Consider the following 24,147-nt stretch of genomic DNA (forward strand, 5'->3'; position numbering starts at 1 on the left):
CCGTAAGCAACATCCGAAAGGCAATCTCTTCGGGAGTGAACTTTGTTCTGGGGGCCTTTAGCGTGGCGGTTGATGAGGATGAGGGAGTTCGTCCAGGCGGTCACCTGATTGACCTTAGAGATTTGTTCGGTGCCTATTCAGAGCAGTGGTCGCCGCTATACGCCGATGGAGCAGTCGATCTAGTTGATGGCTCTGGAAAGCTCGTAGGTAAGTCCGATGGCTGGGCAGAGTACATGAAGCTAACTCCGGGTGCAGAGGTGGTTCTTAGATACAACGGCGGCGCCCTAGGCGATCTCCCCGCGGTTGTGAAAAAGAAGATAGGTACAAACAGCACCTGGATTCTTAGCTGCAGACCAGATCACGCCCTGATGAAATCCCTATTGCAAGAGATTCTCTCTCCACTCGGAATTGCCTCTATTGAGGTAGTTGGCGGAGCTGGGGTGGAGGTTGCCAAGCGAGAAAACCAAACCACCGAGTTTTTCTTCTTGATGAATAACGCCATGTCAGATAGCAGCGCTCAGATTTCTAAATCAGCGACAGATCTAATCTCGGGTGAGAGTTTTGCCAGCGGAAGTAAGGTGTCGGTAACGGCTGGTGGTTGGAGAGTCCTAAGCTCCTCTAAGGCTTGAGCCAGTAATGAGCCTTGCGTAGCTGTTAGACTTTGGGGGCTCCCTTGGCAACAAGGGCGTTCAGGGGCCTCTAGCTCAGTTGGTTAGAGCAACGGACTTTTAATCCGTGGGTCGTCGGTTCGATCCCGACGGGGCCTACTCTCTGTTTTCGATAGCGGCTCCCACACATTTGAAAAACATTGGTCTTAATTAGGGCGAACCACTGGAGCAATCTGTAAGAATGGAACTTTCTGCCTAGGGTGAAAAGGAGTCAGATTGAAAAAACTACGAGTTGGAATCATCGGTGGCGGACAGTTTTCTTCCTCCTTTATTCACCTATTCCAGGCGCACCCCTTTGTGGATGAAGTGGGCCTTGTTGAGCCAAACCCGGAAAGACGCGACAGGGTAGCAAAAGAATCCTCAATTATCCAAACATTTGAGAGACTCTCGGATTTCTGGAAGAGCGATTTTGACGCAGTTGCCATTTTTACACCGCGTTGGACTCACGCCCAAATAGCTCTTGAAGCAATAGCGAACGGCCGCCACGTCTACACAGCCGTTCCTATGGGAATAACCCAAGACGAGGTAACCCAACTTGTTGCAGCTGCCGGCAAGTCGGGCCTCACATACTTTATGGCTGAAACCAGTTACTACTACCCAGCTGTGGTTTTCTCGAGAAATAAATATAACGATGGTCAGATCGGGAAGTTCGTCTACGGTGAAGGCGAGTACCTGCATGACATGTCACACGGTTTTAGTGAGGCATACGCTGCAAACGGTGGAGATGATTGGAAATCCACAGCTAGCTTCCCGCCAATGCTCTACTCAACTCACTCAGTGAGTGCAATTCTCTCGATAACTGGCGCGCATGCGACATCTGTTACCTGCATTGGCCTTCAGGACACAGCGAATGATGGAATCTTTGATTCCAACGTGAGCATGTGGAAAAACAATCAGAGCAACCAAGTGGCACTATTTGAGACAAGCGATGGTGGGGTTTTGCGAATCGCTGAGCTCAGGAGAGTCGGAACATCTCCCCTAGAGCCAACTGTTCGGATGAGCATTTTTGGGACAGAAGGATCTTTCGAGCAACAAGTTGGTTATGCCTCGTGGGCTACAAAGCACACATTCGACATAGTCACAGAAGAAGTCAGCACTTTTTCGGATGTTGAGAACCCACATTCACTCAAAGCCGATTACGTTTCACCAAATTTGTGGGACGGCGGCTTTGCGAAAATCCATGACAGAAGCTCGCTTCCAAAAGAGTTTGCTGGTTTGTCAAATGGCCATGGAGGCTCGCACCAATTCATGGTTGACGATTTCGTAATGGACGCAGTGGGGCAACGTAAAGCTCCTATGAACGTGTACGACGCTGCTCGATTTACCCTTCCAGGAATTCTGGCCCATGAGTCAGCCCAAATGGCAGGAAAGAAGTTAGAGATTCCGCAGCTTTGAGAAACTTACAGTTTCTCAGTAGCCCATTAACCCCTATGAGTTCTTTTTGTTTGCTGCCTTGGCCTGCTTGTCAAGACGCTTCTCTTTTAGGTTCTTGGCAGGGGCCTTCTTGTTGTTCTTTTGTGGTTTCTGTTCTTTCTGAGCCATGATTTCCTCTTCTCTCTAGGGTTTCTTATCTACTGCAAATCTATCGGATGTTCTTTTTCCTCTGTCCGATATATATAACAATAACTACTGCTGATATGTAAAGTGCTTGACTCACAGCAACGACCCTCTCCCAGACCCCTACATTGGTCGTATTCGGATCAGTCCAGCTGCTTAGGAACCACAGAGCCAGTGCCACTTGCAGCGCCGTGCCAATAATGGCTGCCGGAGGCTTCAAGATCCAAGGCGCATCCTTGCGGGTTCTCATCGCGAATAGGTGCCAGCCGGCAGATAAAACAAAGGAGGCAATTGCAAACACTCGATGCCAGATTGAGTAACCAATAAGAGGTGTGGGGAAGATGGTTAGCCCAAAGGTGCTTATCGCGGCAAGGAATAAAGCAACTCTTCCTGGAAAGGCAAAGGTTCTGGCATAAATCGAAGCAATGAGAGTAAGCACTCCCCCAAGAATGAAGAAACTGGACATCACAAGCTGAACCGGGGATTCGTTGGCGGCTAAATCGCTGATGGTCTGCCGGACCGGATCGTATCCCACCCAAAGTGCCCCGGCGATGCTCCAGCCAAGAACCGACTGAACCGGACCGATGATGGCCGCAATAAATGCCGGTTTTCCGATGGGTTTCATGAGGAGAGCTTACCCTTGCACCATCAGTTGTGCTCCTAGAATCTGGCCAGTTGCACACCCTCTGAGTTGATGTAGGCTTCAGTCAATCTCAATTCAAAGGGAGGCTCGAGTGGTTCAAAGAAGATTCCCTCGTCCTAAAGATTTGGCCCCACTTATGCGCTTTAAGCGCTTTGAGCCAAATGCCAAAAAACGTCGTCTTGATAAAGCCCTCACAATTAATGATCTTCGAGACATCGCAAAACGTCGAACTCCTCAGGCTCCATTTGATTACACCGACGGTGCAGCAGAGCAAGAGCTCTCACTCTCAAGGGCGAGGAAAGCATTTCAAAACATCGAGTTTCACCCAAATATTCTTCGGGATGTCTCCAAGGTCGACACTTCAAGCCAAGTTCTAGGTGGTCCAAGCGCTTTTCCATTGATTATCGCCCCAACAGGTTTCACCAGGATGATGCATACCGAAGGTGAAGAGGCCGGAGCAAAAGCTGCAGCTGAGTTTGGAATTCCATTCACGCTTTCAACAATGGGAACTGCTTCCATTGAACAAATTGCAGCAGTTCAGCCTCTTGGTCGCAGGTGGTTCCAGCTCTATCTTTGGACCGATAGAGATCAGTCACTAGAACTAATTCGTCGTGCCAAAGCAAGCAACTTTGACACTTTGGTGGTCACAGTGGATGTTCCAGTTGCTGGAGCTAGATTGCGTGACAAGAGAAATGGAATGTCTATTCCTCCAGCGCTGACGCTAAAGACAATCACGAACGCCATTCCAAGACCGGAGTGGTGGATTAACTTCATCACCACCCCGCCACTTGAGTTTGCCTCACTAAACAACTGGGGTGGAACTGTTGGTGAGCTCATCGACAAAATGTTTGACCCGACAGTGACTTTTGAGGATTTGAAATGGATCCGAAGTGAGTGGCCAGGAAAACTTGTTATAAAAGGTGTGCAGTCGGTTGAGGATGCCGTGGCACTAACCAAATACGGTGTTGATGGAATTGTGCTTTCTAACCACGGCGGTCGCCAGCTAGATAGGGCTCCGATTCCTTTCCACCTGCTACCAAAGGTGGCTAAAGAAGTTGGTCGAGATGTTGAGCTAATAATCGACACCGGCATCATGTCTGGGGCTGACATCGTCGCATCGGTAGCTATGGGTGCCAAGTCAACAATGATCGGCAGAGCGTATCTTTACGGTCTTATGGCAGGAGGTCACGCCGGGGTTGTTAGAGCACTTGAAATCCTCACGGGTGAAGTGAAAAGAACCATGCAGTTACTGGGTGTTTCTAGCCTCGAAGAGCTCAATTCCTCACACGTCACCCAACTTAGAGATCTAGTCCCAATTAGCGATAAGTAAACAAGGAGATAAGGGCAATGCAAGAAATCAGTTTTAAGCCAGAGAGATCTCAGTACACATACACCTTTGGTGGCGCCAAGCCGGTTATGACCATAAAGCCAGGAACGCTAATGAGGCTCTGGTCCGAAGATGCGTTCAACTTTGCCCTAACCACCGTCGATGATTTACCTAGTCAAAAAATCGACATACGTTACGTGAACCCACAAACCGGACCCTTCTATGTTGAAGGTGCCGAACCAGGTGACACTTTGGTTCTGCACATTGTTGACCTAACACCTGCTCGAAACTTTGGTGCCTCGTCCACTATCCCTTTCTTTGGTGGCCTGTCTGCAACTGACAGAACCGCAATGCTTCACGAACCATTGCCAGAGGCAACTTGGATTTACCACGTAGACACTGTTCGCAACGAGGTTGGTTTCCAGTCTCGCTTTGGTGATCTTGAAATTGCGCTGCCAATCGAGACCATGCTAGGAACCGTTGGGGTTGCCCCGCCTGCTGGTGAGGTCCGCACCAGCCTGGTACCAGAGCGCTTCGGCGGCAACATGGACACCCCTGAGATGAAGGTTGGAACGACTGTTTATCTTGGAGTCAATGTCGACGGAGCGCTTTTCTCCATCGGCGATGGTCACTACCGTCAGGGCGAAGGAGAGTCTTGTGGCACGGCGGTTGAAGGTGCCATGGACTCAGTGATTCTGGTTGAGCTAATCAAGGGCAACGCTCCGCTTTGGCCAAGACTTGAAAACGATGACTATTGGATGGTCGTTGGATCTTCCAGGCCCATGGAAGATGCCTGGCGTATCGGCCAGGTTGAAATGGTTCGCTGGCTCAGTGAGCTTCTAGGCATCCACTACATGGATGCCTACCAGCTGGTAACTCAGGTTTCGCTTTCTCCCATTGCAAACGCAGTGGATACCAACTACTCCGTAGTTACCAAGATTCCAAAGAAGCTAATGCCAAAAAGCAGTGCGTACGAAGGTATGCACCAAAGACTCCGCGAACTAGCCAAGTCGGTTAAGTAAGCGGCGAAAAGGGGGAGGGAAAGCAACCGCTTTCTCTTTTTTATTGGACAAGGAGGTCCATGCAAATGGAAAAACAAGCTAACCCAGCAGTACTGGGATTGCTGGCATATGGAATGACTACTGTTTTGCTGAGTCTTGCAAACAGTGGGATTATCCCGTTTGACGGAATGATTATCTCTATGGCACTGCTTTTTGGAGGTGCCGCTCAGACCTTGGTCGCTTCCATGCTATTCAAGCTCGGTGACACTTTCGGAGTTGTGGCCTTTGGTGGTTACTCATTCCTATGGCTATCTTTCGGCCTACTTAACCTCGGTTCATTTATCGAGTGGTGGACCGTTTCTAGCGTCGCGATTGGTTTCTACCTGGTCGTCTGGATGATTTTCACTCTCTTCTTGGTGTTTGCATCCATGGTTGCACCAAAGGTTCTAACTATCATCCTGATGCTGACAGTGGTTCTTCTTGGATCACTTGGTATCGGAGCACTTACCGGAAACGCAGCCCTAAGCCTATTCGGCGGATACGAAGGTATCGTGACCGGTGCTCTGGCTATGTACATGGCATTTGCTGTTCTACTAAACGAGATGTGGGGCAAGCAAGTCCTACCTCTCGGCAAGCCATTTCGCAGCTAATACAAATTAGGAGTTACAAATGGATCTAGGAATCAAGGGCAAAGTAGCAATTGTCACCGGCGGTACCAAAGGTATCGGCCGTGCAATTGTCGAAGCATTTGCCGCAGAAGGAGCCAACGTGGCCTTTTGTGCAAGAAACGCTGACGAGGTTGCTGCAACCGAGAAGGCAATAACAGCCAAGGGTGTCAAAGCCAAAGGAACTGTTTTGGATGTTGGAGACGCCAAGGCACTTCGTGCCTGGGTTGACTCGACTGCCAAGGAGTTTGGCGGCATCGACATGGCAGTTGCTAACGTAAGTGCGCTAGCAATTCCAGACGAAGACGAGAACTGGGATACCTCCTATCGGGTCGACTTGATGGGAACAGTAAACCTTTGCAAGGCGGTGATTCCTCACCTTGAAAAAAGCAAGGTGAAGTCCCTAGTTGCAATCTCCAGCGTCTCTGGTCGCGAGGCAGACTTTGCTTCGGGTCCATACGGAACCTTTAAGACAGCAATCATCGGTTACATGGCTGGTCTTTCATTCTCAGTTGCGGAGAAGGGTATCCGGGCGAACAGCGTGTCTCCTGGAAACACCTACTTCCCAGGCGGAGTATGGCAGTCAATCGAGGGTGGAAACCCTGACCTATTCAAGTTCGCGATGGGCCTAAACCCAACCGGCCGAATGGGAACCGCAGAGGAAATTGCATCGGGAGTCGTATTCATCTCGAGCCCAGTTTCCTCTAGAACCAGCGGAGCAAACCTGCTTATCGATGGTGCGCTAACTAGAGGTATGCAGTTCTAAGTTAAGTAACAAGAAATGGCCGGTGGATTTTATTCACCGGCCATTTACTTTTTCCAAAATTCATTTACAGACTCTTTTGGTTGTCTCTAAATCCAGCGTGAAGCTTGGTACTCGGCAAAAACTTTTCTAACAGTTCCTGACCTACCCCGAATAACTATGGACTCTGTGAAAATCATGTTGTCTTTTTTCTTGACCCCTGAAAGCAAGGCTCCGTCTGTGACACCGGTAGCAACAAAAAAGGTGTTATCCGAAGAGACCATCTCGTTCATCTCATATACGTAGTCAAACTTGAGTCCAGCGGCAGCTCCGCGCTCACGCTCAAAATCTTCTCTTGGTGTCAAGATCCCCTGCATAAAGCCGCCAAGGGCTCTAATGCCACACGCCGTCACGATTCCCTCGGGTGATCCTCCAACACCTGCACAGATATCTATTCTCGAATCTCCGCGAGCTGCCTGTATACCTCCAGCTACGTCACCATCTAGTAGCAACCTGGTGGCGGCTCCCGCATCTCTGATTTGCTGGATTAGCTCGCTGTTGTATTCGCGGTCCAATACTGCAACCACCATCTCATCAACCGCTTTACCGGCGCTTTTTGCGTAGGCTCTGATGTTTTCCCCAATTGGAAGTCTGATATCACAAACCCCAACTCCGGCAGGTCCTGTCACAAGTTTGTTCATCTTATATACAGCCGAGGCATCAAGCATTGAGCCTCTATCTGCTACCGCGATGACGGATATGGCATTGTTTCGGCCAGCGGCAGTCAAGGAAGTCCCGTCTATGGGGTCTACTGCTATATCGACCTTGGGGCCCTGGCCGTTACCTACCAGTTCGCCATTGAATAGCATCGGGGCGTCATCTTTCTCGCCCTCCCCAATAACCACCAAACCCTCAAAATTCACTGTTCCCAGGAAAGCCCGCATGGCATCAACGGCTGCCCCGTCAGATTCGTTCTTTTTACCCTTACCTATATATGGGAATGCCCTAATGGCTGCTGCCTCGGTAGCCCGAACCAGCTCCATGGCTAGGTTGCGGTCTGGGTGGAGAACTGGAGACTCGATCATAAGGTCAGCTTAGCCAGCAACCTAGGGCCTGCCTGGGTATCTGGTTCTAATGTCAGCCTGGGCCAAAACGCCCAAAACTAGCCAAATATTGGAGATTTTGGCTAAAAAACTACTGGTTTTGTGTCGAATATGGGCAGTTTTCAACCCGAGTATTTGCTGAGGGCGGTGATAAGTTGAATGACGTGTAAGTCATGCAAGGGGGCATCGACGATGGAACTCATCAGCGATGAATCTTTGTAGGTCTTACCTCCATCAGCTGAAAGGAAACAAAAGTAAATGGTTGATCTAACTTCAGGAGGCTACCTCCTGACCTACAACATGTTCTCGCTTGGAATTGCGAGCATGCTTTTCACCACCATATTCTTGATTGTGGCTCGTGAGCGCGTACTGCCTCGCTACCGCATGGCGGTTTTGGTGTCTGCAACAGTTACAGGTATCGCCGCCTACCACTACTTCAGAATGTTCGACAGCTTTATTGATGCATTCGGACCTGAAGGTGCAGGATGGATGTCTTACAACGTGGGCTACCGTTACGTTGACTGGTTCCTAACTGTTCCACTGCTACTAGTTGAGACCGTTGCGGTTCTTGCTTTGGCTAAGACAGCCCAGAGGGACCTACTAGTTCGTCTAGTGCCAGCCGCTGCCTTGATGATTGCTTTGGGTTACCCAGGCGATGCAAGACTTGACATCGGTGGACTAGATGCATCTATTTGGGGTGCTCTATCAACAATCCCATTCGTTTACATCTTGTACGTATTGTTCGTAGAGCTTGGTAAGTCTCTTACCAAGCAGTCCAAGCAGGTTCAGAGAAGAATCAAGGAACTACGCCTTCTTCTTCTTGCTACCTGGGGTGTCTACCCACTAGCTTTCATTGCAAACATGAACGCTACTGGATTCGACGAGCAGGGCTTTGTCCTTCGTGAAACCGGATACACCATTGCCGACATCTTGGCTAAGTGTCTATTCGGCCTAATGATCTTCTCGATCGCTCGTATGAAGAGCGCCGAGGACGACAAGGCATTCGCAGCAGCAGAATTCAAGGGCAAGTAACCCTTAGTTCAAACTAAACAAAAGGCGTCGGGAAACCGGCGCCTTTTGTTTTGCCCAAATTATTTGAACGGTTAGTGGCTAGTAGCCTTTGCGAAGAAGTGCTGGTAAGCCAAGCACGGTAGCAGCAATCCAAATACTCCTTGGTCGATAGGCCAGACCCCAAAGCCCGCCGTGAACTGCAGAGAAGGCATGTAACTCGGTGGTGGTTTCCTTGTTTGAAAAGCTTGATGAATCGTTTAGATCCCTAGCTAGAACCGCCGCCGCGGCAGACTTAGCTATCTTCACCTCAAAAGGCTTGACTCCAAAGAGTGGGGAACCCTGGTAACTGGCCCTAAGGATTTTGTGCCGGAGAACTGAATTAGTCCTGGCTGGAGGTGAGATTGCATAGGAAACCTTTACGCCTAAGTAGTGAGCAAGATATGCTCTCCAACGCTGGGTCCTTTTTGAAAATGAATAGCTAGGTCCCTGCTGCTGGACCGAAGCGTCAATCAATGCAAGCTTCTCTCCGCCGATTCCTTCGTAGAACTTTGGTTTGGCCGCTCTAGCTGCGTTGATTAACCCGAGCAAGCTGTCTCGGATGATCCGAGACGCAGGCCTCGAGCCAAAGCGAGTAATAGCTCTCTCGCCAATTGAGGCAGGTCCAGGAGCTGAGTCTGTTGGGGTTGCAAGCCAGCTCAGAGCTAGCTTGCTAGGGGCAAGTTTCTCCATGGCAACCGCTGCCAAAGATTCTTGAACACCCTGCACTCGAATGTGATTCACACTTGGCGTGTAGGCGAAGAGACCTAGAACAAATCTTCTGCTTGGTTTTGGTGAGAGCTTCCCCATCCAGCTAGAAATTTCTGCGTAGTGCTCCAAAATATCTAACCCTGCGATGGCAGCAATTTCTTCATCACTCAAGTTTGCAACTGGCTTGGATACAAGGCTTCTTCGAATTGGCACCAGCATGGTGCCACCCGAGTTTCGCGCCATGGAAATAAGTTTCTGCCAGCTGGCTGGGTTCGGTCTTGCTACCACCGCAACGGTTCCACCCCAACGCAACCAGTGTTCGGTTGGAGCAAACTCAGCTGCCCCTGCAACTGCAAACAGGATGTCTTGAGTCAGATCGAGGGATTGGTTCTGGTCGAGAAAGCGAAAGCTCTCAATTAGTCCAGGCTCTGCAAGACCATCAGCAACCCACTCTTTTGCTGATTGTTCCAGTGATCCAGTTAGGCCATCAAGGGCGATCTTCTCAACAGGCCTAGTGCCTCTTATCTCGATGGTCTCAACTAGGTCCTGCTCGTACCCTTTAGATACGGCCTGCTTCAAAGGCATACCGGATTCCGTGAACAGACACTTATGGAACTCGGCCAAGCCAGCAGTTGCTACTTCCGTGGTGTCTTTGACGCTGAGGCCCTCCTTGATGGCAAGGTCCGCATAAAGCCGGAGGTACCAGGTTCGCCAGTTAGGGGCTCCGAGGATGTTTTGCTGCAGCTCCGGGAAGTTCTTTGACCCAGCAGCTAGGACCCTTCTAGCCAGTTCAGTGGAACGAACTGGCTGATTGGTTGCTGGGTCCCTAAATTCAACTGACACGATAGTAAGCCTATTGGCAGTTTCAAGAATCAATAAATACGGGTTATTGTTGGATAACTTACCGAGGATAAATCATGACTGAACTAAAGGGCAAAAACATTCTTGTGCTGGGAGCATCCGGCGTATTGGGCTCAACTATCACAACCCAGCTTGCAAGCCACGGCGCCACAGTTATGGCTACCTCCTCCTCAATCGAATCCGCAGAGAAAGTTCCGCATGGGGCGAACCCTAGATTGCTAGTAGATCTCACGAACCAGGAATCAATCAGGGTTTTGATTGATTACCTGATTGACTCTGATGTGAAAATTGACGGCATCGTCAATGCCACCGGAGTAGTGGCATTTGGAAATTTTGCTGAGCTTGACGCTGCCACTTTGAACAAACTTTTTGCGGTAAACGTAACCGGCCCCATGCAGCTTATTCAAGGACTTGTTGGGCTACTGAAGGCATCTGCAGCAAGTGGAAACGATCCATTCATCGTTAACATCTCGGGTGTTGTGGCAGAGTCCCCTATGGCAGGACTTGCTGCCTATTCGGCAAGTAAGTCAGCACTCTACGCCTTCGACCAAGCTATCTCTAGGGAGCTAAGGCGCGATGGGATTCGAGTAATTGACGCTCGCCCAGGTCACACCGAAACTGGTTTGGCAACCAGGGCTATTGCAGGCCAGGCGCCAGCCTTTCCCACTGGCCTAGCCCCAGAAAGTGTTGCTCAAAGAATTGTTACCGCCATCATTGAGGATGAAAAGGACCTGCCAAGCTCTGCCTTCTAGGCAAGTTACAACGGAATCCAGTTATAGATAAACTGATGCCGGTGGGACACATTTCGAAGATAACTACTGACCTGTTCGATGGCAGGCAGATTCACTATTTCGACGACAAAGGCTCAAGCCTTCCAAGTACTCGCAAAAGTGATCTTAGGGAAGCGGCAGCTAGACCCCCGCTTGCAGATCTAAAGCATGACCCACTAACCGGTGAATGGATTGCGGTCGCCGCCCACCGTCACACAAGAGCTTTCTTGCCCCCAAGTCACGAGTGCCCATTATGTCCTGCAACGGATACTTACCTGAGTGAGATTCCAGACAACTTTGACGTGGTCGTATTTGAAAACAAGAATCCAGCGTTTGGTGCTTTGCCGGATGGTATCTCGATTCCGATTCTGGAATCTTCGAACGCAATCCCATTTGGCGAAACAAAGCCAGCTGTTGGTAGGTGCGAGGTAGTCGTTTTTAGTCCCGAGCACAATGGCTCGCTGGCAAAAATGCCTTCCAGCCGCGTTCACACCGTATTGGAAGCATTAGCTCAGCGCACCGAAGAGCTTCAGGGTCTTGCTGGTGTGAAGCAAGTTTTCCCCTTTGAAAACAGAGGCGAAGAAATCGGCGTTACGCTGCATCATCCGCACGGTCAGATCTACTGCTACCCGTATGTAACACCTAGAACTAAAAAGCTACTAGAGTCCATCAAATCTCATGGCGGTGAGTTTTTTCAGGACCTACTGGAGTTCGAGCAAAGTTCAAACCGAGTGCTGATTGATTCTGAATCCTTCGTTGCATACGTTCCATTTGCAGCGCGCTGGCCTATGGAAGCTCACTTGCTTCCGAAGAGACACGTGAGAAACCACTTGGAGCTGACCAATGACGAGCGGTTGGAACTAGCGGATGTTTATTCGAAACTACTTCGATCATTCGAGCTGGCCTACGACACTGCTTCTCCTTACATAGCAGCTTGGCATCAGGCTCCTCTTGTTCCAGGAGGAGAGAAAGCCCGGTTGCAGCTGCAGATTACTTCACCAAGACGAGGAGCAGACAAGCTGAAATATCTGGCTGGATCAGAGTCTGCGATGGGAGCTTTTATTGCAGACATCCCCGCGGAGGACATTGCGGCCCAACTCAAGGGCAACTTGTGATTAGTTCAGCCCAGAGTGCGGCGGAGCATTTCGAAAAACAGTTTGGGTATGCACCAGCTGGGGTTTGGTCAGCTCCGGGAAGAGTGAACCTAATTGGTGAACACACTGACTACAACGAGGGTTTTGTATTGCCTTTCGCCATTGATCGGCGCACTTACGCTGCGGTTAGCAAAAGATCCGATCAGGTGGCAAGAATCTCATCTTCTTTTACTGGCGAAATGGTTGAATTTGAGATTTCTGAAATCCAACGAGACAAGGTGTCTGGCTGGTCAGCCTACCCACTTGGTGTTGCCTGGAGCCTCGTCCAAGCAGGTGCCATGCCTCAAGGTTTTGATCTGTATGTGGATTCTAACGTTCCGGTTGGATCCGGACTCTCCTCCTCAGCGGCCATCGAGTGCTCGGTGGCGCTAGCTCTTAATGATCTTTGGGGATCAGGAATGTCTAGAAGTGTTTTGGCTAAAGTTGGCCAACGGGCCGAGAATGAAATCGTAGGGGCACCAACAGGAATTATGGATCAAACGGCCTCGTTTTTTGGTCAGGTTGATCACGCAGTTTTTCTGGACTGCCGAACACTTGATGCTAAGCCCATCCCTTTATCGCTCAAGGAAAATGGTTTAGAAATCGTGGTCATGGATACTCGTGTTGCCCATCGCCTTACTGATGGGGGTTACGCAACGAGACGCCAGTCGTGTGAAGAAGCGGCAGAAATAATGGGTGTCACCTCGTTGAGAGACGTAACCGTAGAGAGCCTCGAAGCCTCAAGGGATCTCCTGGAAGATGTGGTTTATAAAAGAGCAAGACACGTAGTGACAGAGAACGAGAGGGTTAGACAAACCGTAGAATTGCTATCGGTGTCTGGACCAAAATCCATAGGCCAATTAATGATTGAATCCCACGCTTCCATGAGGGATGATTTCCAGATTTCGATATCTGAGCTGGACTTGGCTGTTGAGACAGCAATTTCCGAAGGGGCAATTGGTGCTCGAATGACCGGTGGTGGTTTTGGTGGAGCCGCAATTGCCCTTATTGACGCAACGAAAGTAGCGAGCCTCACAACCTCAGTTCTGGACAAATTCCTCGACCAGGGATTCGAAAAGCCAGAGATTTTCACAGTCACTGCAGATGAAGGGGCAAAGAGGGAAATCTAGCTATTTAGCTACTACCTCAACACCGCTGTCAATCAATGAATCAATAGCGCGCTCAGTCGATTCCGGTGAAACCCCAGCGGTTAGAGAGCTAATCACTCGCACCGTTAGTCCAAGCTTCTTGGCATCTAGGGCAGAAGCCAACACGCAGTGATCGGTAGCGATGCCAACCACATCTAACTGATTGATTCCCTTGAGCATTAGTAGTTCAGCAAGGCTACCGCCTTCTTCAGTTACTCCCTCAAAAGCCGAGTAGCCATGGGCTCCCTGGCCTTTCAAGACATGTGCCTGGATTAGATCAAGCTCCAGATTTGGATGATAGTTAGCACCATTGCTGTTTGCCACGCAGTGAACTGGCCAAGATGTTTTGTAATCTGGGTCTGTATTGGCGTCAGCAAAGTGTCCAGAGTTGTTGTTGTCCGAATCATGCCAGTCTCTAGAGGCGACAATTAGCTTGTAATCGGCAGATTTCAAATAGTCACTAATCTTTTTGGCAACTGCGGCTCCACCGGAAACTGCTAGTGATCCGCCTTCGCAAAAGTCATTTTGCACGTCAACAACTAGTAGTGCTTTAGGCATTCGAGTTTCCTAATCGTTAGACAGGGTGTTTCCGCAACGGTAGAAAGCTGTTGCAAGAGTGTCAATCGCAAGTCGGACATCGCTACCTACGTCGTCTAGTGCATAGATTGTAAAAGTAAGAGTTGTTCCATCTTCAGCGTTGATTATTCCATTGAGAGTATGTACACCCTCTAGGTAACCAGTCTTAGCCAAAATGTTACCGGTGGCATCTGCAATGTCACCTTTGTATCTTGAGGCCAAAGATCCGGTTTTTCCAGCTACCGGGAGGCTCGCCTTGAGAACTCCAAGTTCACCGTATTCTGCATCCACTTTTCGCATTAGCTCTGCCATGAATCTTGGTGTTACTGAGTTCAGGTAAGAAAGACCGGAAGCGTCTCGAACACTCACGCCGCTAAAGTCAAGCCCGGTTGGAGCAAGGATCTCTTTGTAGGCTTCGTCGAGTGACTCAAATGTTCCATTTGAACCGGCTTCGATTACTGCGATCTTTCCCAGCGCTTCGGTTTGGAGATTCTCTGATGTCAGCAGAATGTTTGAAATCCACTGACTCATCGGCTGCGACTGAACCGTGGCAATCTCAACAAAAGATGTTGGTGTAGAGCCTTGGGAAAAAGTTGCATTCGCGGCTAGATCGCCAAGTTCAAGCCTGAACTGCTCTCCTGCACTGAAAACCGGTCTACCTGTTTTTGGAGAGGTAAGAACATCTGGGAGCGTTCGGTCCCCATCAAGCTGTAAAGCTGTAACTTCTGATATCCAGCCGTCAACTTGGCTGCTTCGCTGCCAGGAGTTCTCCCAACCGGAACCTGGGAAAAAAGAAGAGTCAAGATTAATCTCATTGATTCTCGTAATTCCGTTGCTGGTTGCCCAAGCTTTTACCTGGGCCGCCAGGGTGGACAGCTTCGGGGCACCCTTGTAAATAGACTCTGTGCCACTAGTAGTTCTAGAAAGAGTTATGTCGCCGCCACCAACCAAAGATATCTTGGCGGTATTTGAAGGATCAACAAAAACCCTCGTTGTTACTTGGTAGGTCGGTCCCAGGCTTTCAAGAGCTGCCGCCACGGTCAGAGACTTCATTACAGACGCAGTGGCTGCTGGAACATCTGCTCCTCGGTCGAATAAGACCTCCCCCGTTTCGGAGTTTAGAACAACGGCTTGCAAGGTCCCAAGGGAAGGGTTTGCTGCCTCCTCCGATACCGAGCATGTTCTTATTGGGGCTTGAGATGCTGAAGCAGTTGGTGAAGCACTCTCAGAGGCGTTTGGTACCGCACTTCCTGGTGTGAAGGCTAGTCCTCCAAGCAGCAAAGTGAGAACAATCAGACCAGAACCTGCTCCGATTAGAACCTCTCTATAGTGAGGAAAATTCTTTAGTCGATTTACCAACTTGGCTAAGCTCCTGAGTATTCGATGCCGGTTAGGGATCTGATCTGATTCATTACTTCCATAATCTGAACTGTTTCATTCAGATTTAAAGTGGGTGATTCATTTAGGACCGTAATATCAAATCTCTCAACTTCTAGGCTTGATAGCAAAATCCTCTACATGCAATATTACCCTCGTATTCGGTCAAGTTATGATCTTCGATGTAGAAAACTGAGAAAGTGCTGAGTTCATATAAAGGGGATAGATCAATTGTTTCATGGGCCCTAGATAGACGATCAGGCTTGTGATTGACCTTACATTACCTGGCCCAAACGATAGCTTACGATTAGTACATGAAAACAAAAATAACTCTCACTGCCCTATTGGCCCTGTTACTAATTCCAACACCAGCTCACGCACATGACCTACTGGTTGACATCAATCCAGCTCCTGGGGATGTCATTTCAACTTCCAGTTTCGAGGCTGTCCTTACCTTCAATAACGCCCTCTTGGTGGTTGAGTCCGAGACTAATGCCGAAGTTGCAACTAAATTGCAGGGTTCTTCTGACTGGGTCATTCACCCTATTGCTATCGATGACCGAACATTGGTGGCCCAGGTTGAGCTAAGCGAGGTAGGTTCTTATGATCTTCGCTGGAGTGTTGTTGGCTCTGATGGTCACACCATCAGCGGCGTTTCCAATTTCGTTCTTGAGGGATTGACTTCAGAGGAAACTGCACTCCCTCTTACCACGGAGCCTGAATTGGCAACTGCTTCAGAATCTCAAGACATTCCAACAGGCTTCTATGTTGGCCTTGCACTAGTTGCCCTAGGTGCAGTGTTTGCACCTATTGGGCTAATGATGCGAAGAAAGTCTAAGAAGTCCTAGGTCGAACTAGCGCATCTATATTTCCAAGCAGCTCGTCAAACTCCGCTTCACTCATGAGCTTTAGCTCAAGAACTACTTCACGAACGCTTGTTTCGTCAGCTAGAGCCTTCTGAGCAACTATTGTTGCGTTCTCGTATCCCAAAACTGGGCTAATAGCTGTGACTAAACCAATTGAGTTTTCCACGCTCAGTCGAAGCTTTTCGACGTTGGCGGTAATGCCAGAAACGCAGGCATCGGCCAAAACGTAACAACCCTGGCGAAGCTGAGTGATGCTCATCATCAAAGCGCGACACATAATTGGCTCAAAAGCGTTTAGCTGCAACTGTCCTGCTTCAACTGCCATGGTGACAGTCAAGTCGTTTCCTACAACCGCAAAAGCAATTTGGTTTATCACCTCAGGAATAACTGGATTGACTTTGCCCGGCATTATCGAAGACCCAGCTTGCCTTGGCGGCAAGTTGATTTCATCAAGCCCCGCTCGAGGTCCGCTGCTTAGTAGTCGAAGGTCATTTGAGGTCTTCGAAAGCTTCACTGCAATCCTCTTTAGGACTCCAGACACGGTTACGAAAACTCCGGCATCCTGGGTCGCCTCGACCATGTCTTCGGCGAGCACGAAATCAAAACCAGTTAGCTTGGAAAGAACCTGGCAAGCTTCTTGGGGGTAACCCACAGGTGCATTGATTCCAGTACCAATTGCAGTTCCACCAAGGTTTATTTCCCGAAGAAGTGGCAAGACCTCGCGAAGCCTTTGAGTGTCCTCCATCGTCATCCTTGAAAAGGCTGCGAACTCTTGACCCAGGGTCATTGGAACTGCGTCTTGCATTTGGGTGCGACCCATTTTGATCACGTCTTTGAACTCAACGGCTTTGGACTGGAAGGCCTTCTCCAGGTGCGACATTGCCTTCAGCAGCTCATTGATCTCGAAAATCAAAGCCAGTTTTAGCGAGGTTGGATAAACGTCATTGGTTGATTGGGACTGGTTCACATCGTTGAGGGGGTGAACTATCGTGTAGTCACCTTTTTGGCCACCTAGGATTTCGATGGCGACATTGGCAATGACCTCGTTGGCGTTCATGTTGGTAGAGGTTCCCGCTCCACCCTGGATTGCGTCAACCACAAACTCTGTGTCAAACTCGCCAGCAGCTACCCGAACCGAGGCCGCCACAATCGCATCTTTAACTTTTAGTTCTAGCTCACCAAGTCCAAAGTTTGCCTCTGCGGCCGCTTGTTTGACAATGGCAAGCGCCCGAATGAGAGATCTGTAGTGACCAATTGGCACTCCGGAGATTGGAAAGTTCTCCACTGCTCTAGCGGTGTGAACGCCCCAATAGGCGTCTTTAGGGACTTGGTAATCGCCGAGAAGGTCGTGTTCGAGTCTGGTTGAGGACATGAGTAAAGTCTGCCACTAAAACGAGGTAGCTTGCTACCAGCCCATTCGGCAGAAATCTTCTACCTTCTTGGTTGTTCCGGCAACGATCATTACGTCCCCGACGTTCAAAACTGTTTCTGGGAAAGAAGGCATGTAGCTCTCGCCTTCCTTGCGCGTGGCAACTACCGTTACACCGTGCAGGGAACGAAACTGCATTTCTGAAAGAGTCTTGCCTTCGAAGCTGGCCGGAGCTTCAGTTTTTGCCATTACGAAATCCTCATCCAGCTGAATGTAATCCAGGGTCTCGCCGCTGACCATGTGAGCTACTCGCTTACCCATATCCATTTCAGGGAAAATTACATGGTGGACTCCAAGCTGCTGAAGAATTCTTCCGTGAGAGACACTTGTGGCCTTAGCCCACACCTGTGGCACACCCAGCTGCAAGACAAGTGAGGCGGTCAAAATGCTGGCCTCTAGATCGCTACCGATGGCCACCACAGCAGAATCAAAGTCAGGGATTCCCAGTTCACGAAGCGCCGCTTCATCGGTCGAGTCGGCCTGGATAACATGAGTGAGCCTGTCTGAAATGTTTTGCACTAGCTTCTCATCGCTATCGATGCCTAGAACTTCCCTGCCACCCTTGACAAGTTCCAGAGCCAGCGATGTACCAAATCGACCCAGACCAATCACGGCGATAGTTGAAGCGCCCTGCTTTTTAGACCCACGAGCTTTTAGCCGGTTAGGCATTTTCTTCTCCATTCGTTGCCGGTAGCTGAACCATTTGTCTTGAATTCAGTAACCGTGCTCTTCTAACAATAATCAGTTGTTCTGATGAAACAAGTGCATCAGCCAATTAGAGGCCTTTCCTTAGGCAGTTCATAGTGGCGTTTGGTCTTTCTAAGAGCCAGAGAGGTGGCTACCACTATCGGGCCAAGTCGACCAAAAAGCATCAACACCGACAGTAAGAACTTGCCGTGATCAGGAAGTTCGGCTGTGATGCCGGTTGAAAGCCCCACTGTTCCAGCTGCGGAAATAATTTCAAAAACCAGCTCGTCCAGAGTGAAATTTGTTGTGAAGCGAAGAACAAACAAAGCGCCGAGTACAACCAGCGAGTACAAGGTAACAATTGTTAGGGCCTGACGCTGCATTGATCGAGGAAGTCTGCGGTTACCTACGTTTACTGCCGCATCACCACGAATTTCCGTATAGACAATGTAGAACAAGACAACAGCCGTTCCAATCTTGATACCACCGGCAGTTGATGCACTTGCACCACCGATAAACATCAAAATGTCCATGCCCAACCAGGTGCTGGTATACATCTGGGCAGTGTCGATAACGTTAAGTCCAGTTGAGCGAGTCATCGAAGAGGTAAACATGCTGGCAAAAATCTTCTGCAATGGGTCCATTGCCCCAAGAGTTGCCGGATTAGTCCACTCCGAAATTGATATTCCTATAGCTCCCACCACAAGCAAGAACAAGCTTGCCCACAAAATGATTCTCGAGTTAAGCGACCACTGTGAAGGCATGGTGTAATCAGCTGCTTTGCCGAATAGAACGTAAAGTCTGAGCTTCAGGCGATCGCGAATCTCGGCTAATACCGGGAAACCGAATCCTGCCAGGGTAGCAATCACAAACACTGGGAAGATAATCCAGCCATCTCCCGCAAAACCCATAAGGCTGTCTGTGTAAAGCGCAAAGCCTGCTTGGTTAAATGCGGAGATCGCCTGGAAGGCTCCGTGAGAAAGTGCCTTATCTAGCGAGTAGCCGTATTCGGTATACATCCGAACCGCTAGGAAGGCAAAAAGAGCTAATTGGAAAAACACCATAAGTTTGGCGATGTTTAGCAAAAGTGTCTTGACGTCTGGCTGCTTGGTAGCTGAAGATTCAGAAGTGGCTGAAATTCTGTTCTTGAGTGAAATTCGTCCCTCAATCAAGTAACCGACTAGGGTTGCAAAACCGATGATTCCGAATCCACCGATCTGGATTAGAAGTGCGATGATCACATGCCCTGTAGTGGACCAGTAGGTAGCGGTGTCCAAGGTTGTCAGACCCGTAACGGTAACGGCTGAAGTTGAAGTGAAAAGGGCATCAAAGAAATTAGTTACCGAGCCACTCTTTGAAGAGATGGGCATCATGAGTAAGAATGTGCCAAGAAAGATTATGGCTGTAAAAGCCGCTGCAATTAGCTGTGTTGCCGACAGCTTCGGTAATTTTGGCATTTCAGGCTCTAACTATACTCCTGGCTAAGAATTCGTCTAGGGCTGGATTAGAGTCCAAAAGTGCCGTAATCGGCGCAAACCCAGATAGATTCGGTCATTTCAGCACACCTATTCTTTGAAGTCTTGCAATTGCTCCATATTCAATAGGTGACTCTGGGCCAATAGCTAAACGCATTAACTTCAATGACCATCTGGTAACTGGTCTTATAAACCAAGCCGGTTTTGCTTGAAGCCCAAGTAGTTTTCTAAATTCTGGCCTCAGTGATAACACAGCAGCATGGAAAAGTAATCCGTAAACAAGTTTTGCTACTGCTGGAAGAGGTGGGTTCTTTATAAACTCAATTACTTTTTTTGTATCTGGAGTTGAAACTAACAATCCAGAGTTGTAAAACTGATCAATTTCGCTTTCGAGTTCTTGCTCGCTCATTGGGCAAGTAGCAAGTCCTAGTGGTGCCACCGAGACGCTCCACTGCGCTACATAGTTATCAGCTCCAGTGGGTGCAGAACCTTTGGGGATTTCTTTGCAGGAGTACATCTGGTGTGAGACCAAAAAGGATTCCATGAAAGCAATGTGCACCCAAAGCAATAAGTCTTTATCGGCTGCCTGATACGGCACCTTCTCACCGGTTCCCTTGGTGTACTCCCCGACAACTCGAGTATGGAGTTTGTTTACACGGTTAGCTTCGTTTTGAACCGCTGTTTTTGACCCAAAGGTAGTCACCGTTAGCCAGCGGATGGTTCCGGCTAGTCTTCCAAGTGGGTCTGATTCGTACCTTGAGTGATTCTTCACTCCCGTCAAAGATCCTGGGTGCAAAGCCTGCATCAGTAAAGCCCTAATTCCACCAACCAGAGTTCCAAAATCTGCATGAACTACCCATGGGGCATCAGAGGGCAAAAAGAAGCCCGCCTCTTCGCCTTCTGCAACAACTGCTAGCCAAGGTGGGACTCCGTTGGGGTCTCCAGACAAAAGCTTTCGAAATCGCTTGGAAAGCAGTTCTTGGAGCGCGTTATTTTTGCTTGATTTCAAGTTTCACCCAGTAGATTTTTTATTTGCCAGTGGTATAAGTCTACGATTCAATTTTTTGTAGTTTTCCCGAGGTGGAGCCACCTAGCGGAATTGAACCGCTGACCTGCTCTTTACGAGGGAGCTGCTCTACCAACTGAGCTAAGGTGGCCAATGAGTCCGGCTCAAAGCTTTATGAGCCTTTGACTACTTTATTAGAACAGATTCCTGTCCTAACCTATAGCTAGAAGAAAACTCAAAGGAGCAACAGAGTGAATGAACTAGATCTAGTAAAGCTGTGGAATCGATTGAGAAATCAAATCATCTTTTCGCAACTGGCTCCAACTTTTTTGCTTATCGTCACAATCGCATTGCTCAATGACGGCCTGGCTGAATCCCCAGATGTTGTGAAGTGGGCAACCCTTGGAATCTTGATGGCTTCAGGGATTTTTGGCTTTCTCGCTCAGTACTCAGCTGCAACTGAAGCACGCGCCGTGTTGGGTGATTTGAAAACACTAAAGTCAAAGTCTAAGGTTTCTACTCTGCTTGTTGGATTCAGCGCTTGGCTCGATGTCATTCGTTTTGTCACGCCAAGCATTTTTGTCGCAATCTATGTATTGTTATGTATTGCTCTTCTGTTTTAGATTAAAAAGAGTAGATGAAGCCCCGACTGCGGTCGGGGTTTTTTCTTGCCCGTCCATTTTTGCTAGCTACAGTTTGGGTCACTGGCTGGAAGCTCACCGGTCAGGAAGAATCTATCCACCACCGAATCAATGCATTTGACCTGACCGCCATAAATGGTGTGGCCCTCGCCGTTATAGGTCATCAAAAAGCCGTCTTGGAGAATATCATTTGCAAGCGACTGGGCCTGTGAGTAAGGAGTTGCCGGATCTCCAGTTGTTCCAATAACCAAAATCGTTGGTGCCCCAGCTGCGCTGTAATCGGTAGGTTTCTCAGCTTGTGGGAAAGGCCAACTTCCGCAACGCAAACCTCCGAACTGCCAGTAACGACCTAAGACCGGAGCCGCTTCTAGCAGCTCATTGTTTTGAGCCTCAATAGTTTCCATGCTTTGGATAGAACTGCTATCCGCGCAGTTGATTGCATAGTTCGCTGCAATCAAGTTGGTTTGATAGGTTCCATCCTCTCCCCTGTCGTTGTAAAAGTCTGCCAAGAATAAGAAGTTGTCACCTGAGCCTGAGAAAGCTTCGCTAAATGCTGAAGACAGTTCTGGCCAGTAACTTTCCGAATAGAGCGGCATTATCAAACCGGTTACGGCCGCCCATATTGTTAGCTCACGTCCTGATGAGGTTGCTAGGGGCTGTTGCTCTATAGAGGCCAGCAGTTGCTTTACCGACAAAAGGTCAGCTGAAACATTTCCACTGAATGGACAATCTTCGTATCTGTCACAGTTTTCCAAAAAGGCAGTTAGAGCAGCTTCAAAAGCCTCAAGTTGAAATAGTGTCTGCTCAGCATCACTCACGGTTGGATCAATCGCACCGTCCAAAACAAACCTGCCCACTCGCTCTGGAAACAAAGTTGCGTAGGTGGTGCCTAGTAATGATCCATAGGAATAGCCCAGAAAGTTCAACTTTGGCTCTCCGACCACCGCTCTTAGAACATCCATGTCCTTAGCCGCTGAGACTGTGTCCACAAATTCCAGCAGGGCTCCAGTGTTTTCCAAGCACTTCTGCGAAAAATCTTCGATTGCAGCCCTGGAGACAGCAATGTCCTCCTTGGTTCCAATGTCAAATCCCGAAACTCCATATAGAAACTCGTCGAATTCTGAGTCACTTATGCACTCAACCGCAGAACTTCTCCCCACTCCCCTGGGGTCGAAGCCTAGAAGGTTCCAGTTGGAGCGAAGATCCCTAGTGCCTAAATACTCAGCAGAGTCCTTGACCCAGTCGTAACCAGATGCACCAGGGCCTCCTGGGTTAAACAGGATGAAGCCCTGCGGGTCTGAATCGGCCAGCCTATAGACGGTGGCTATGGAAATAGCCTCGCTAGTTGGATCATTCCAATCCATTGGGACAGCTACGTCTGCGCAGAAAAGCCTTGTGCCGCACTCTTCAAATTCAACTAGCTGTTCGTAATACCCACTGAATCCTGCCGGTGCACCGCTAGAGTCAGGAACTATCGGTTCCGGTCCCGAAGGAGCACAACCAGCCAGTACTAATGCCGAAACAGAAACAGCAGCTACTAGCTTGGCTAGTTTTCCAAAAATCACTTTTTTCTCCTAAGTGCAACAGCGAGCGATTCCAAAACCATTAGGTCTCGAACGTTAGAGCTTATTCGCACTCTCGCCTGGGCTAGCGCTTCGAGCCTAGTAATCACCTCTGCCGCGGTTGAAGTTGCTGCTAACTCTTGAATTTGGCTTCTGAGGTCTGCATTGACCAGCTCGGCTTCTGCACCCAGTTCAACAATCAGCACATCTCTATAAAGTGACATTAGATCGACCAGAATGCGGTCGATGCCATCTCGCAGGCTTCTGGTTGCTCTTCGTTTTTGACCTTCCTCAAGGGCTTTTACATCTGCTCTAAGGGCCGGAGGAACTGCGCCACCTTCTGGGATGCCAAGAGTTGCAAGCAGTGCGCTTTTTTCCTCAGTATCTTTTTCTGAAGTTAGAGCATCTGCGTCTTTTCTCGCGAGTTCTAGCCAGCGCTCAGCTGTGAACATTGCTTTTGGGATTGAATCGATTTGCATGGCGGCCATCAGTGTTTCTTTTCTTCTGGCCCTAGCGTCTGTACTGGTTGCAAGCCGAAGCGCCATACCGATGTGACCTTGAGCCTCGGCCGCAACCTGCAAAGCAAGCGATTGGTTGATACCGTCTCTGGCAACCAATAAATCTGCAACGGTTTGACTAGAAGGCTGCTTGAGAGCCACTCGCCTAACCCGTGAGCGAATGGTAGGAAGCATGTCAGCTTCTGACGGCGCACAAAGTATCCAGATTGTTCCAGCTGGTGGCTCTTCGAGGGTTTTCAGTAAGACATTGGAAGAGCGCTCGGCCATGCGGTCCGCGTCTTCGATGATCATGATCTGGTATTTGCTGATTGATCCACCAAAATAAGAAGCTGCAACCAGACCTCTGATTTCTTCGATTGAGATTATTACCTTCTCGGTTGCCAGCACTGTGACATCGGGATGTGACCCCAATCCAACCATCCGACAGCTCTTGCAGTCTCCGCAGCCGCCTGCTTCACAAAGCAGCGCCGCAGCAAAAGCGGCTGCAGCATTCGACCTTCCGGAACCTGGAGGTCCAGTGATGAGCCAAGCGTGCTGTAATCCTGAATCCTTGCTTGCTACTGCTTGGCGAAGTTGAGAAACCGCTTCTGGTTGTCCAAGGAGTTCGGACCAGACTGGTTCAAACTCCATCACT

Annotated in this window: 24 protein-coding genes and 2 tRNA genes; 13 read left to right on the plus strand and 13 right to left on the minus strand. The window is 49.2% G+C overall.

Annotated features, from left to right (window positions below; genetic code table 11):
• From AC9UFE_RS04505 to AC9UFE_RS04515, 3 genes are all read left to right on the plus strand, one after another.
• Positions 1-629, plus strand: a 629-nt coding sequence (locus AC9UFE_RS04505; protein WP_509546068.1) for a beta-galactosidase trimerization domain-containing protein, incomplete at its 5' end; no start/stop codon positions are given.
• 64 nt (positions 630-693) lie between these two features.
• Positions 694-767, plus strand: a tRNA-Lys gene (locus tag AC9UFE_RS04510).
• A 117-nt stretch (positions 768-884) separates the two neighbouring features.
• Positions 885-2,063 carry a Gfo/Idh/MocA family protein gene (locus AC9UFE_RS04515; RefSeq protein ID WP_509546071.1) on the plus strand — a complete coding sequence of 393 codons (1,179 nt, stop codon included), beginning with the start codon at positions 885-887 and terminating at the stop codon, positions 2,061-2,063.
• Between the two features lie 187 nt (positions 2,064-2,250).
• Here the strand turns inward: AC9UFE_RS04515 and AC9UFE_RS04520 are convergent, their stop codons facing one another.
• Positions 2,251-2,850 carry a DUF998 domain-containing protein gene (locus tag AC9UFE_RS04520; protein WP_509546074.1) on the minus strand — a complete coding sequence of 200 codons (600 nt, stop codon included), beginning with the start codon at positions 2,848-2,850 and terminating at the stop codon, positions 2,251-2,253.
• A 109-nt stretch (positions 2,851-2,959) separates the two neighbouring features.
• Between AC9UFE_RS04520 and AC9UFE_RS04525 the strand changes: the two genes are divergently transcribed.
• From AC9UFE_RS04525 to AC9UFE_RS04540, 4 genes are all read left to right on the plus strand, one after another.
• Positions 2,960-4,198, plus strand: a complete 1,239-nt coding sequence (locus AC9UFE_RS04525) for an alpha-hydroxy acid oxidase (RefSeq protein ID WP_509546077.1) — start codon at positions 2,960-2,962, stop codon at positions 4,196-4,198.
• A gap of 17 nt (positions 4,199-4,215) precedes the next feature.
• Positions 4,216-5,217: an acetamidase/formamidase family protein gene (locus tag AC9UFE_RS04530; protein WP_509546080.1), complete on the plus strand. Its 1,002-nt coding sequence runs from the start codon at positions 4,216-4,218 to the stop codon at positions 5,215-5,217.
• A 65-nt stretch (positions 5,218-5,282) separates the two neighbouring features.
• Positions 5,283-5,846, plus strand: a complete 564-nt coding sequence (locus tag AC9UFE_RS04535) for an acetate uptake transporter (RefSeq protein WP_509546083.1) — start codon at positions 5,283-5,285, stop codon at positions 5,844-5,846.
• 19 nt (positions 5,847-5,865) lie between these two features.
• A complete protein-coding gene (locus AC9UFE_RS04540) occupies positions 5,866-6,627 on the plus strand; it encodes an SDR family NAD(P)-dependent oxidoreductase (RefSeq protein ID WP_509546086.1) in 762 nt (253 codons plus the stop codon).
• An 86-nt stretch (positions 6,628-6,713) separates the two neighbouring features.
• On the opposite strand, the gene glpX is transcribed toward AC9UFE_RS04540, so the two are convergent.
• Positions 6,714-7,688, minus strand: coding sequence for a class II fructose-bisphosphatase (gene glpX / locus AC9UFE_RS04545; protein ID WP_509546088.1), 975 nt, complete (start codon positions 7,686-7,688; stop codon positions 6,714-6,716).
• 276 nt (positions 7,689-7,964) lie between these two features.
• Between glpX and AC9UFE_RS04550 the strand changes: the two genes are divergently transcribed.
• Positions 7,965-8,738 carry a bacteriorhodopsin-like gene (locus AC9UFE_RS04550; protein ID WP_509546091.1) on the plus strand — a complete coding sequence of 258 codons (774 nt, stop codon included), beginning with the start codon at positions 7,965-7,967 and terminating at the stop codon, positions 8,736-8,738.
• Between the two features lie 78 nt (positions 8,739-8,816).
• Here AC9UFE_RS04550 and AC9UFE_RS04555 read toward each other — a convergent pair whose 3' ends face one another.
• Positions 8,817-10,307 (minus strand): hypothetical protein, encoded by a 1,491-nt coding sequence (locus tag AC9UFE_RS04555; protein WP_509546094.1) that lies wholly within the window; start codon positions 10,305-10,307, stop codon positions 8,817-8,819.
• A 74-nt stretch (positions 10,308-10,381) separates the two neighbouring features.
• Here AC9UFE_RS04555 and AC9UFE_RS04560 point away from each other — a divergent pair, with 74 nt between their 5' ends.
• From AC9UFE_RS04560 to galK, 3 genes are read left to right on the plus strand one after another with little or no spacing between them, the layout of a single operon-like run.
• A complete protein-coding gene (locus tag AC9UFE_RS04560; protein WP_509546097.1) occupies positions 10,382-11,077 on the plus strand; it encodes an SDR family NAD(P)-dependent oxidoreductase in 696 nt (231 codons plus the stop codon).
• Positions 11,078-11,112: 35 nt separating this feature from the next.
• The gene (gene galT / locus AC9UFE_RS04565) at positions 11,113-12,210 is read left to right on the plus strand and encodes a galactose-1-phosphate uridylyltransferase (protein ID WP_509546100.1); all 1,098 of its coding nucleotides are present in this window, start codon (positions 11,113-11,115) and stop codon (positions 12,208-12,210) included.
• The gene (galK, locus tag AC9UFE_RS04570) at positions 12,207-13,358 is read left to right on the plus strand and encodes a galactokinase (RefSeq protein ID WP_509546103.1); all 1,152 of its coding nucleotides are present in this window, start codon (positions 12,207-12,209) and stop codon (positions 13,356-13,358) included. The genes galT and galK overlap by 4 nt, the downstream gene beginning before the upstream one ends.
• Here the strand turns inward: galK and AC9UFE_RS04575 are convergent, their stop codons facing one another.
• From AC9UFE_RS04575 to AC9UFE_RS04585, 3 genes are read right to left on the minus strand one after another with little or no spacing between them, the layout of a single operon-like run.
• Entirely contained in the window at positions 13,359-13,934 is a 576-nt protein-coding gene (locus AC9UFE_RS04575; RefSeq protein WP_509546106.1) for an isochorismatase family protein, read from the minus strand. It abuts the gene before it with no gap.
• Between the two features lie 9 nt (positions 13,935-13,943).
• Positions 13,944-15,311, minus strand: coding sequence for a D-alanyl-D-alanine carboxypeptidase/D-alanyl-D-alanine-endopeptidase (locus tag AC9UFE_RS04580; protein ID WP_509546109.1), 1,368 nt, complete (start codon positions 15,309-15,311; stop codon positions 13,944-13,946).
• A gap of 5 nt (positions 15,312-15,316) precedes the next feature.
• On the minus strand, positions 15,317-15,460 hold the full coding sequence (locus AC9UFE_RS04585; protein WP_509546112.1) for a hypothetical protein: 144 nt from the start codon (positions 15,458-15,460) through the stop codon (positions 15,317-15,319).
• A 183-nt stretch (positions 15,461-15,643) separates the two neighbouring features.
• Between AC9UFE_RS04585 and AC9UFE_RS04590 the strand changes: the two genes are divergently transcribed.
• On the plus strand, positions 15,644-16,177 hold the full coding sequence (locus AC9UFE_RS04590) for a copper resistance protein CopC (protein WP_509546115.1): 534 nt from the start codon (positions 15,644-15,646) through the stop codon (positions 16,175-16,177).
• Here the strand turns inward: AC9UFE_RS04590 and AC9UFE_RS04595 are convergent.
• The 5 genes from AC9UFE_RS04595 to AC9UFE_RS04615 form a co-directional block, all read right to left on the minus strand.
• On the minus strand, positions 16,164-17,567 hold the full coding sequence (locus tag AC9UFE_RS04595) for an aspartate ammonia-lyase (protein ID WP_509546118.1): 1,404 nt from the start codon (positions 17,565-17,567) through the stop codon (positions 16,164-16,166). The two genes, AC9UFE_RS04590 and AC9UFE_RS04595, sit on opposite strands and share 14 nt — an antisense overlap.
• A gap of 33 nt (positions 17,568-17,600) precedes the next feature.
• Complete coding sequence (locus AC9UFE_RS04600; RefSeq protein WP_509546121.1) at positions 17,601-18,293, minus strand: potassium channel family protein; 693 nt, start codon at positions 18,291-18,293, stop codon at positions 17,601-17,603.
• Positions 18,294-18,391: 98 nt separating this feature from the next.
• A complete protein-coding gene (locus AC9UFE_RS04605) occupies positions 18,392-19,768 on the minus strand; it encodes a TrkH family potassium uptake protein (protein WP_509546124.1) in 1,377 nt (458 codons plus the stop codon).
• 94 nt (positions 19,769-19,862) lie between these two features.
• Positions 19,863-20,795, minus strand: coding sequence for an oxygenase MpaB family protein (locus tag AC9UFE_RS04610; protein ID WP_509546127.1), 933 nt, complete (start codon positions 20,793-20,795; stop codon positions 19,863-19,865).
• 72 nt (positions 20,796-20,867) lie between these two features.
• A tRNA-Thr gene (locus tag AC9UFE_RS04615) sits at positions 20,868-20,943 on the minus strand.
• A 100-nt stretch (positions 20,944-21,043) separates the two neighbouring features.
• Here AC9UFE_RS04615 and AC9UFE_RS04620 point away from each other — a divergent pair.
• Entirely contained in the window at positions 21,044-21,415 is a 372-nt protein-coding gene (locus AC9UFE_RS04620; RefSeq protein WP_509546130.1) for a hypothetical protein, read from the plus strand.
• A gap of 62 nt (positions 21,416-21,477) precedes the next feature.
• On the opposite strand, the gene AC9UFE_RS04625 is transcribed toward AC9UFE_RS04620, so the two are convergent.
• Together AC9UFE_RS04625 and AC9UFE_RS04630 are read right to left on the minus strand one after the other, a co-directional pair.
• On the minus strand, positions 21,478-22,998 hold the full coding sequence (locus tag AC9UFE_RS04625) for an alpha/beta hydrolase (protein ID WP_509546133.1): 1,521 nt from the start codon (positions 22,996-22,998) through the stop codon (positions 21,478-21,480).
• A complete protein-coding gene (locus AC9UFE_RS04630; RefSeq protein WP_509546180.1) occupies positions 22,995-24,146 on the minus strand; it encodes a DNA polymerase III subunit delta' in 1,152 nt (383 codons plus the stop codon). The genes AC9UFE_RS04625 and AC9UFE_RS04630 overlap by 4 nt, the downstream gene beginning before the upstream one ends.
• Position 24,147: the final 1 nt, after the last annotated feature.

This window comes from Rhodoluna sp. (genome assembly GCF_044239955.1).
Taxonomy (GTDB): domain Bacteria; phylum Actinomycetota; class Actinomycetes; order Actinomycetales; family Microbacteriaceae; genus Rhodoluna.

Excerpts from the sequence above, each read along its gene's own strand:
- AC9UFE_RS04595 (WP_509546118.1), bottom strand. The coding sequence starts at position 17,567 with ATGTCCTCAACCAGACTCGAACACGACCTTCTCGGCGATTACCAAGTC.
- AC9UFE_RS04530 (WP_509546080.1), top strand. The coding sequence starts at position 4,216 with ATGCAAGAAATCAGTTTTAAGCCAGAGAGATCTCAGTACACATACACC.
- AC9UFE_RS04540 (WP_509546086.1), top strand. The coding sequence starts at position 5,866 with ATGGATCTAGGAATCAAGGGCAAAGTAGCAATTGTCACCGGCGGTACC.
- AC9UFE_RS04575 (WP_509546106.1), bottom strand. The coding sequence starts at position 13,934 with ATGCCTAAAGCACTACTAGTTGTTGACGTGCAAAATGACTTTTGCGAA.
- AC9UFE_RS04605 (WP_509546124.1), bottom strand. The coding sequence starts at position 19,768 with ATGCCAAAATTACCGAAGCTGTCGGCAACACAGCTAATTGCAGCGGCT.
- glpX (WP_509546088.1), bottom strand. The coding sequence starts at position 7,688 with ATGATCGAGTCTCCAGTTCTCCACCCAGACCGCAACCTAGCCATGGAG.
- AC9UFE_RS04590 (WP_509546115.1), top strand. The coding sequence starts at position 15,644 with ATGAAAACAAAAATAACTCTCACTGCCCTATTGGCCCTGTTACTAATT.
- AC9UFE_RS04560 (WP_509546097.1), top strand. The coding sequence starts at position 10,382 with ATGACTGAACTAAAGGGCAAAAACATTCTTGTGCTGGGAGCATCCGGC.
- AC9UFE_RS04550 (WP_509546091.1), top strand. The coding sequence starts at position 7,965 with ATGGTTGATCTAACTTCAGGAGGCTACCTCCTGACCTACAACATGTTC.
- AC9UFE_RS04600 (WP_509546121.1), bottom strand. The coding sequence starts at position 18,293 with ATGCCTAACCGGCTAAAAGCTCGTGGGTCTAAAAAGCAGGGCGCTTCA.
- AC9UFE_RS04535 (WP_509546083.1), top strand. The coding sequence starts at position 5,283 with ATGGAAAAACAAGCTAACCCAGCAGTACTGGGATTGCTGGCATATGGA.
- AC9UFE_RS04520 (WP_509546074.1), bottom strand. The coding sequence starts at position 2,850 with ATGAAACCCATCGGAAAACCGGCATTTATTGCGGCCATCATCGGTCCG.
- galT (WP_509546100.1), top strand. The coding sequence starts at position 11,113 with ATGCCGGTGGGACACATTTCGAAGATAACTACTGACCTGTTCGATGGC.